Raw genomic sequence first — 9,729 nt, forward strand, 5'->3', positions numbered from 1 at the left:
AAATTATTTATAATATTATTTACAACACAAAATTCATTAACAAATTATTAATTAGCCAATTAACAAATTAATACTGTCCTTCCGAAACCTCCCAACCGCCGTCAACGTACAAGGTTTGTCCTGTTGAAAACTTGGATGCATCAGACATAAAATATACCGCTGCACCATCCAAGTCTTCTGGCTTTCCATTTCTTCCGCCATCCAATGGTTGTTTCGTTTTTATGAAATTCATGATTTTTTCATTCGTGCTGGCTCTGGCTGACATAGGTGTTTCTACCAAGGCTGGAGCTAAAATATTGATTCGGATATTGTTTTTTGCATAATATGCTGCCAATGATTTCGTAAAACCTATAACCGCCGACTTCGCCGCAGCATAGGCATGTGTCACGAAATACTCAGGCGAAGGTGAAAAACCTAAAACCGAACTCATGTTGAGAATTGTGCCTGGCGTTTCCAATTCTAAAAACTTTCTAACTGCAGCTTGGTTTGAAAGCATCAAACTGGTTAGATTAAGATCGAAAGTCTTTTGCCATCCTTCTAAAGTGAGTTCGTGTAAAGGACCATCACCATATTTCCTTCCGCTACCACCAGCCACATGGTAAAGACCATCGAATCCCCCAAACTCTGTCAAGCACGTTTCAATTGCATCGGAAGCAGTTTTCGGATCAGTTGCATCTCCATTTATGGCTCTAACTGACTCACCTAAAGCCAATTCTGCCGAAAGGCAACTTTCTGGGTTTCTACCAACTACAATTACCTTGGCACCGTTTTTCACAAATGCTTTAGCAGCAGAAAAGCCCAAGCCAGTAGTTCCGCCTATTATTACTATCTTTTTATCATTCAGCATTAGCAAAAAAATATTACTTTTATTGAAAAAGTATTTATTTGTATTAAAATTATTCAAAACTATTAAGCTTTTTTACCAAAAACCACCATTATTTTAAATCAGTACGATACTATATTGACTATTTAATGAAACCTTTACTCCAAAGACTTCCCAATAGTAAAGATTCGTCGTTTGTTTACGAGCGATACGTTTCTCCATATTTCGAAACCCCGTGGCACTATCATGAAGAATACGAAATAGTGCTTTGCGATGGGGGATTTGGCAAAAAAGTAGTGGGAAACCATACCTCAGAATATCAAGAAAATGACCTTATGCTGTTAGGAAGCAATCTTCCGCATTGGTTTAGAGCCGATGATATTCATTACTCAATAGATTCAAATCCTAAACCAGCCTCTATAGTTTTACAATTCCGCTTAGATAGTTTTGGTGAACTTTTTTTTGAATTAACAGAATTTGCAAGCATCAAAAAGGTTTTAGAAAAAGCTAGATTTGGTTTGGCATTTTATGGAAAAACAAGAGACATTCTCAATGAACGCATAAGAAAGAACCTTGAAAAAAGTGCATTAGAAAAATTTTTAGGCTTATTTGAGATTCTTAGGATAATGGCCGATGCAGATGAGATAAAAACACTTTCAGACATCGGAATGGAGGGAATAAGCTCAAAAGACTCCGAGCGAATGAGCATAGTTTTTGATCAGATTATTCAAAATTTCAAAGAAGACATATCTATTGAAAAAATAGCAGACGAAGTCAATTTATCCAAAGCTGCATTTTGCAGGTATTTTAAGGCTCGAACTCAAAAGACTTTTGTAGAATACCTTATTGGCGTTCGGCTAAATCATGCCTGTAAACTCTTGCGAGAGACCGACAAAAGTGTGATTGAAATATGCTATGAATCAGGCTATAAAAACCTTTCAAATTTCAACCGGCAGTTTAGAATACACTTTAATATTAGTCCAAAACAATATAGAAAGCTGAAATAGACACGGATAATTAGTTCAAATTTTAAAGAATTTAATGCAATCCCTTATCTTTGAGAAAGTTTTACAAAAAATAAAAAAATGCCCAAGATTCCTTTAAGCGTAATCGTATTAACCTACAACGAAGAAAAAAACATTGAGACTTGCTTAGGAAGCTTAAAAGATTGGGCATCAGAAATAATCGTTGTAGATTCAGGGTCGACAGATAACACTGTAAATCTTGCTAAAAAATTTACTGAAAACATTTACAATCATCCTTTCGAAAACTACTCTGCTCAACGCAACTGGGCTTTGCAAAACATAGCCATCAGCAATGATTGGATCATGAACATCGACGCTGATCATGAGGTTAGTCAGACCTTGAAAGATGAAGTTGTGGCACATTTTGCAAAAGGATTTTCTGACAATATCAAAGGTTTTATGGCCTCAAGAAAAACTATGTTTTTGGGGAAATGGGTTAAACGTGGTGGCCATTACCCAATTTACCATGGCGTGATTTTCAAAAAAGGCTTTGGGTATTGCGAAGACAAACTCTATGACCAACATTTTGTAATAGAAGGCGAAAGCATCATCCTAAAAGGCGACATAATAGACACAATAACAGATACTCTAACGAATTTTACAGAAAGGCACAACAAATGGTCAACTTTGGAAGCCATAGATGCCATCAATCTAACAGCACAGCAAGATGGCACAAATACCATAAAGCCTGACAAAAACGGCAATCCCATGGAGCAACGCCGCTACATGCGTTTGAAATATTATAGCATGCCTATCTTCTGGCGTTCAATTTCTTACTTTTTATACCGTTATTTCTTCAAACTAGGTTTTTTAGATGGAAAACAAGGCCTCATATTTCATTTCTTGCAAGGTTTTTGGTTTAGATTTTTGGTTGATGCTAAGATTTTTGAGGAGAATTTAAAAAAGGGCAAGAAAGATTGAATTAATTTTTAGTAGTTTTCATTTTAAAATTGAATTTTAAAAAAGCTTGTTTGATCTCCTTCAAATTTCAATCTTGCTTAAATCTAACTTATCATCGTATTCCCTTTGTAATTTCTGTAAGTCTATAAACAAACTTTTAACCTTTTCTTTATACTTAAGGTTTTCTGCTAAATTTCTCATTTCATTAGGGTCATTTTTCATATCAAACAACAAAATCTTGTTAGCCCTTGGATAAAGAATAAGTTTGTAACCATCTTTTCTAATCATCCTTTGCAAGTTTAAATATGCACCGTAAACACCTTTTTCTAAATTCCCCCTTTTAGATTTTTGATTTATCAAAGGCAGCAAACTATTAAATTCCACGAAATTCGGTTTTTTCACACCAGCCAAATCCAATGCTGTTGCCATAATATCTTGCATAAAAACATCTTCCTCAACTTTTTGCCCTTTAGTAATCCCAGGGCCTGAAAGTATTAATGGAACTCGCATACTATGATCATACATATTTTGTTTTCCCATCAATCCATGGCTACCTATTGCCAAACCATGGTCTGAAGTTAGAATAATCATTGTATTTTCTCGAAGACCTTTCTTTTCTAATTCTTTCAAAATCAATCCAATTTGTTCATCCATGTGTGAAATTATGGCATAATATTCCTGCAAATGGGTCTTAATGGCTAATTCAGTTCTTGGAAAAGGTGCCAAAGCTTCGTCTCTAAGGGTTGGACCTAAGCCAATTTCAGAATGGAGGGTATAATCTTCTTGAAAATTTTCAGGCAATTTAATATCTTTTAAAGGATACATATCCACATATTTTTGAGGAGATTGCCTTGGATCATGGGCAGCATTATAGGCCAAATAAATAAAAAAAGGCTTATTTTTTTGCGAAGCGGATTCAATAAAACCAAGAGCATCATCTTTTAAAACTTCACTCCAATGCTTACCGCCTTCCCAATATCCACCTTTACCTGTATCATAAGGCGACCAAGATTCATCATTTTCAGTGAGCGGCCTATTGTATCCATTGGGCATAGTTTTGGCTAAAAAATCAACGTCAATTATAACTCCCTTTTTATAATATGCTTCTAATTTATTCTGACTCCAAGCATCTTTAGGCATGCCATTTCGAATATGCTCAGTATGCATAAAAACATTATCAGCAGGAATATCAACATGCCATTTACCACTCATATATGTTTCATATCCAGCACTTTCCATAAGTTTAGGCCAAGTATTCTTCCTCGCAACTGAATCGTTTTTCAACCAACTTTTGCGATGTTCATTCGCCCGCCAGACGCTCAAACCTGAAATAAGCATTGATCTTGAAGCCGTACAAACTGCCCCACTCCACGAACCCATATTATAGGCATGTGTTAAGGTAGTTCCTTCTGCTATTAGCTGGTCAATATTTGGAGTTCTCACAACCTTATTTCCCAAAGCATGGACAGCCTTATAGGTATAATCATCAGTAAAAATGAATAGGATATTGGGTTTATCTAATTTTTCTTTTGAAGCTTTGAAAGAAAAATTCAATAGCAATAAAGACAATAACAAAACCCTAATTCTTTTCATTCTTACGTATTTTAAAATAGAAGATTAATTTACGAATATAATAAAACTACCAAAAAGATTTTAAGAAGAAATTTTTATTCGATTTGTGTTCAAAAAGTTGGTTTAAATTTTTTTTAAGAAAAAAAATGAATCGATTATTTGAAAACTAACCATAAGATTTAGCAAAGGCAATCCTTTTTGGAATACAAAGAAACTTAAAATATAGAAAACTCAAACCTCTGAATAAAAATGCAGTAGTAAATTTGTATTAGGTTGAGTTTGAATCTATCTTCATATTAATAAATAATAGCCCAATGAAAAAAACAATTTACCTTCTACCCTTTTTATGTCTTTTTTATTTTGCGAATGCCCAAGAAGCAAATATTTCAACAATTGGCCGAGAAGTAAAAATCAACCTTTCAGATTTTACAAATAAACTTAAAACAGCCAATTCTACAAATTTGGAATTGCTTCCAATTCTCAGTTTTCCTGTTAATAATGGAAATACAATGGATTTTCGAGTAAAAGAATCTCCCATTATGGAAAATCAACCTGTTGATGTGAAAACATATAGTGGAGAAACGTTTGACAAAAGGGGTCAAGTAAGGTTTACAATTACTTCCACAAGATTTACAGCAATTATTCATCTTGACAATGCCTATTATTTTATCGAACCTATTGATGCCAAAGCAGGCATTTATCGCATTTATAATATGGTAGAAGGCGGGCAAGGCAAGTGTAATGTAGATGGACAAGCATCAACACAACCCACAAAAAATGGACGAGTTTTGAGTATTGCTCCATTTCCAAATGGAACCCAACTTCGTACTTACCGCATGGCAGCGGCAGCTACAACCAACATGACAAATGCATTAGGTGGGCAAATACAAGCTCGTGATAAAATTATAGAGATTGTAAATGCCAATAATTTAATTTATGAGCTGGAGGTTTCAGTAAGGTTTTCGTTAATTACACAAACCTCAACTTCTATGTCGCTTATATTTACAGGTGCTTCTAACCCTGCCGACCCTTTTGTGATTGATCCAAATTTCGCCAATGCAGGTAATGCACAAGCTGGATTTAATGTTTTAAATGCCAATAGCGGCTTGCCAAATGGGCTGGCTTATAATCTTTATGATGTTGGGCATACCTTTAATACGCTTGGAGGTGCGGGGTTTGGTGCAAGTGGACAAGCAGGGGGGTCTCCTTGCGTTAATGCAAACAAAGCCACTGGTTGGACTGAGTTCACTACTGGTGCCTCTTTGGGTCTAATTGTTGGTATATATGCCCATGAGGTGGGTCATCAATTTAATGCTTGGCATACTTTTAATGCAGTTGGAGGAAATCCAGGAAATGCAACTTTTTGTACTGGCGGTTGGGATGCAAACACAGCCATCGAACCTGGTAGCGGCTCAACTTTAATGGGTTATGGAGGTAATTGCTCCACACCAAGCAATTATGTTTTGGCTTCACCAAACAGTGAAACTTATTTTCATACCAAAAGTATAGAGCAGATTTTTATTAAAATAAATACAGTAAGCAATTGTTTCACCTCAACTGCCACGGGAAATACGCCGCCTGTAGCTACTGCAGGAGTAGCTTTTACCATTCCGAAAGGCACACCATTTTCACTGACAGGAACAGCAACCGACCCAAATACTGCTGATGTTTTGAGCTATTCTTGGGACGAATACGATGTTGCCACTGCTAATGATAAGGGGGCTTTTGGTGCAACTGTAAATGGTGTTGGTGGCTATACAGCAGTCAATAGTACAGCCTCGGCACCATTATTTCGTAGTAGAATTTCGGCTAGTCCAACTCGTATGTTTCCAGATTTGGCTTATATTTTGAACAATGCAAATGCTCCTGCTGCCAATGCCGGCGAAGCATTGCCACAAGTAAATCGCACCATGAATTTTAGGTTTACTGTTAGAGATAACCGAATGGGCGGCGGAGGTGTAGATTCAGATAGTAGGATTATAAATGTTAATGCTACAAAAGGACCATTTTTAGTAACTTCTCCAAATGGTGGCGGAACAATCGCCGCAGGAAGCAGCCAAACTATTACTTGGTCTGTTAATGGTACGAATACTTTGAGTGCAAATATCAATATTTTGCTTTCAATTGATGGAGGAAATACATTTAATTATACCTTGGCCACAAATACAGCCAATGACGGCTCTGCAACTTTGACTATCCCTGCGAATGTGGTAGGTTCAACAACATGCAGAATAAAAATAGCAAGTACAAGTAATTCCACTGCTGAGTTTTTTGATATTTCTGACGGAAATTTTACCATAACTTCTTCTTGTTTGGCAGCTACGACCCTTATTTGCCCAACAACTACAGTTACGAATGAATCTGGAAATGCGGTATTTAATTTAGGCTTAGGCTTTATTACCGCAAGTAAAGTTGTTGGCAATAGCAAAACTTTTAGCACAAGTGGTGCAGGCACATTTCCAGTAATCAACAATACCAATGATACTTATTCTACTTGTCAAGTGTCTGGTTGGGGGAATTCGGCAGCAGTTTTAGTGCCTTTTAGGGTTTCACAAACAGGAAGTTATACAATTTCAAGTACGGGAATTGGTGGCAATGCCGTTTATAGTATTTTTTCAGCACAAACGTACAATTGTAATAATTTTGTAGGAGGGAATTCTTATGAGGCAATTGGTTGGTTTTCTTCACGAGCTATTACCTTAAATGAGTGTACAACTTATTACGCTTTGTTATACAATTTGAATAATAGTAATACAAGTATCACGTTTAGTGTTCAAGGTACAGGCGATATGCTTGAAATTTTGACAAACCCCGTAGGTTTTAGTTATACTTATGTTGCAGTAAATCAAGCTACAAGTAAAATTAGTGCAGTTTCGGCAACGTCTAATTTTACTTCTTTGGCTTCGGGAACTTATACCGTTTATGGGCTACAATATGCCAATGCTATAAACCCAGCAACATTTATGAACCAAACACTTAATCAAGCATATAATACAGGCGGTTGCATTTTGTTTAGTGCAAATACAAAAACACTAAAGATTTTATTGGGTTCCTGCCCACAATCACTTACGTTTGTTTCACCTGTAAATAACATAACCACGGGAACGTCTACACAAAAAGCAAATCTATCAATAACAGCACAAAATGCAATAACAGGGGGAAATACAACTTATCAAGCAGGAAATTTTATTCTTATGAACCCTGGATTTGTGGTTTCGGGTAATGCCGTTTATTTAACAAAAATAATGGCTGGGTGTAATTGATGGATCTTTTATATGCCTTTGCACTTATGAGAGAATAGCTTCTTGGTATTTATAATTAGGGATACAATACATATTTATTAGAAATGATATAAATCAAAAGCTACCTGAAAACCAAAGGCTTCTCTGAATTTTTAGATATGAGTTTTAAATTATTTTATAGCTCTCTAGAAAATTATGGGGATAAGAATTGAAAATATGATCATGCTCATCCAAAGTATAGCAATAATCTCAGTGGTTCGACTGAGATATCTTCGTGATTTACCCTTTTTAAGCAATCATAAAACTAAACGTAGCTAATTCATAGATAAAGTTTAATAGCCCTCACGATATTTTTTACCCAAAGTTTCTAATCAAATCAAACATCAAGTGGCACAGGTTATACTGGAATATACAGTGAATCATTTTAAGCCGGAATATCCGCATTAGAATATGCAGGTTACTTTAAGTCAAAGTTTTTATTCAGAACACTAAAAATATTTTTCCAAAAATTGTGACGAAATTGTGACGGATTAAGAGAAAAAGCTAACCAACGAAACGAAAAGCCTAAAACAAAAAAAGATCGTAATTTACTTAAAATTAACAACTTATACTCTCTTTTATTTCGTTTGGTTCGCTCTTTTTAGCCTTCTCAGTACCGGGAAAGGGACAGGGACGACTGCCGCAGGAAGGCCAGCCCATCGCCCCCATACGAGGGATAGGACTCAGCAAAAAAACAAAAAAGGCCTTAAAACCGAAGCTTTAAGACCTAATTGTACCGGGGATGGGACAGGGACGCCTGCCGCAGGGTGGCCTGCCCATCTCCCCGCACAAGCGATAAGACTCAATAAAAAACAAAAAAGGCCTTAGAAATTAATCTAAGACCTTCCTGGTACCGGGGACCTGACATGGACGCCTGCCGCAGGGTGGCCTGCCCATCTCGGATCAAGCAAAAAAGTTGGGGGGTGATTAAGCATAGATTTTTTGTAATCTAAATAAGAAAAAACTTACATCTCTAACTCCTCTAAATTGGCTCCTTAGTGCTTTTACTTTTGCGTTAAATGATTCTGCTGATGCATTTGTGCTTCTGTTATCAAAATAATTTAAGATGTTCTCGTAGTTATTCTGGATTGTTTTTGAGATTGTTGTAAAGGATTTCAGCTCTAAATTTTCTACTTTATTGTACCAAAGTGCTAGTTTTTTAAATGCTATTAATCGACTTTTTGATTGACTAAAAATATTTGAAAGATCCATACTTAATTTATACGCCTCTTCTAAATCTGGATATAGTTTAAATAATATTTCTGCTCTGTGCACCTGTGATGGAGACCACTTGACCTCTCTTTTATATAATAAATACCTACTTCTTACTAATAATTGTTTCAAAGTGTCTCCATTTTCCAGTATTTCTGGGATAAACTTCTTCTTTTCATTCTTGGCTAATTCTATTTCTTTATTCTCTTGTTCTATTGCTTTCCACCTGTGATTTATCCTTATTTCCTGTACGGCATCACTTGCTAATCTTTGAACATGGAACCTATCTGATACTCGTTTAGCTTTGGGAAAACTACGCTTTGCTATTCTCTCCATTGTTGGAGCCAAGTCTAGTGTCACTTCTTTTACTTTTTTCCTTTTTGCTTCTGGAATTTTATTTAAAATTTCTATTACTGTATCACTAACTGTTCCTTTTATCATTGCTACCAAAGCCCCTTTTTGGCCTTTCGCAGCTTTGTTGGTTAATATAGTGTACAGGTCGCCATTAGATAGGCAGGTTTCGTCCAATGATAGGTATTCTCCTATGTTTTCAGGAAATAAAATCCATTTTTCTGCATGATCCAATTGACTCCAATTCGTATATCCACTAAGATGACTTGCATATTGTTCTTGAAAACGTTTTCCATCTAAATGAAAAATCTCCCCAAGTGTTTTACAGCTAATTGGTGTATTATCTAAAAGCTCCTTTTAAAAAAGTCGCGAATTCCGTTGTCATTCGCGTTCCATTTGCTACAATTTCCCAATTCCTATAAACTATTTTCCCAGAGTTGTGATTTAACCATTTACGTCTCTTGATTTTCAAGAAACAGGGCTTCCCTCGAAGTGGAAAATCCCGAACAGTTTCTTCGTCAAAAAAACCTTTGGATTCTAATTTATCTCCTTCATATTCTGAAGG

General features: G+C 36.0%; 6 protein-coding genes and 1 pseudogene. 3 read left to right on the forward strand and 4 right to left on the reverse strand.

Going from position 1 to position 9,729, the window contains the following annotated elements:
* Positions 1-67 precede the first annotated feature (67 nt).
* Entirely contained in the window at positions 68-847 is a 780-nt protein-coding gene (locus EGI22_RS16915) for an SDR family NAD(P)-dependent oxidoreductase (protein WP_255069608.1), read from the reverse strand.
* 125 nt (positions 848-972) lie between these two features.
* Between EGI22_RS16915 and EGI22_RS16920 the strand changes: the two genes are divergently transcribed.
* Together EGI22_RS16920 and EGI22_RS16925 are read left to right on the forward strand one after the other, a co-directional pair.
* On the forward strand, positions 973-1,830 hold the full coding sequence (locus EGI22_RS16920) for an AraC family transcriptional regulator (protein ID WP_255069610.1): 858 nt from the start codon (positions 973-975) through the stop codon (positions 1,828-1,830).
* Positions 1,831-1,908: 78 nt separating this feature from the next.
* Complete coding sequence (locus EGI22_RS16925) at positions 1,909-2,769, forward strand: glycosyltransferase family 2 protein (RefSeq protein WP_255069611.1); 861 nt, start codon at positions 1,909-1,911, stop codon at positions 2,767-2,769.
* Positions 2,770-2,829: 60 nt separating this feature from the next.
* Here EGI22_RS16925 and EGI22_RS16930 read toward each other — a convergent pair whose 3' ends face one another.
* Complete coding sequence (locus tag EGI22_RS16930; RefSeq protein WP_255069612.1) at positions 2,830-4,341, reverse strand: sulfatase-like hydrolase/transferase; 1,512 nt, start codon at positions 4,339-4,341, stop codon at positions 2,830-2,832.
* Between the two features lie 293 nt (positions 4,342-4,634).
* On the opposite strand from EGI22_RS16930, the gene EGI22_RS16935 reads away from it, so the two are divergent.
* The gene (locus tag EGI22_RS16935; protein WP_255069613.1) at positions 4,635-7,583 is read left to right on the forward strand and encodes a reprolysin-like metallopeptidase; all 2,949 of its coding nucleotides are present in this window, start codon (positions 4,635-4,637) and stop codon (positions 7,581-7,583) included.
* A 945-nt stretch (positions 7,584-8,528) separates the two neighbouring features.
* Here the strand turns inward: EGI22_RS16935 and EGI22_RS16940 are convergent.
* Both EGI22_RS16940 and EGI22_RS16945 read right to left on the reverse strand, forming a co-directional pair.
* Positions 8,529-9,398 carry a transposase gene (locus EGI22_RS16940; RefSeq protein ID WP_262925449.1) on the reverse strand — a complete coding sequence of 290 codons (870 nt, stop codon included), beginning with the start codon at positions 9,396-9,398 and terminating at the stop codon, positions 8,529-8,531.
* 106 nt (positions 9,399-9,504) lie between these two features.
* A pseudogene (locus EGI22_RS16945) lies at positions 9,505-9,729 on the reverse strand (transposase); the annotation flags it as partial.

This window comes from Lacihabitans sp. LS3-19 (assembly GCF_024343575.1).
Classification (GTDB): Bacteria; Bacteroidota; Bacteroidia; order Cytophagales; family Spirosomataceae; genus Leadbetterella.

Coding starts and splice junctions, on each gene's coding strand:
- EGI22_RS16915 (WP_255069608.1), bottom strand. CDS start 847: ATGCTGAATGATAAAAAGATAGTAATAATAGGCGGAACTACTGGCTTG.
- EGI22_RS16920 (WP_255069610.1), top strand. CDS start 973: ATGAAACCTTTACTCCAAAGACTTCCCAATAGTAAAGATTCGTCGTTT.
- EGI22_RS16925 (WP_255069611.1), top strand. CDS start 1,909: ATGCCCAAGATTCCTTTAAGCGTAATCGTATTAACCTACAACGAAGAA.
- EGI22_RS16930 (WP_255069612.1), bottom strand. CDS start 4,341: ATGAAAAGAATTAGGGTTTTGTTATTGTCTTTATTGCTATTGAATTTT.
- EGI22_RS16935 (WP_255069613.1), top strand. CDS start 4,635: ATGAAAAAAACAATTTACCTTCTACCCTTTTTATGTCTTTTTTATTTT.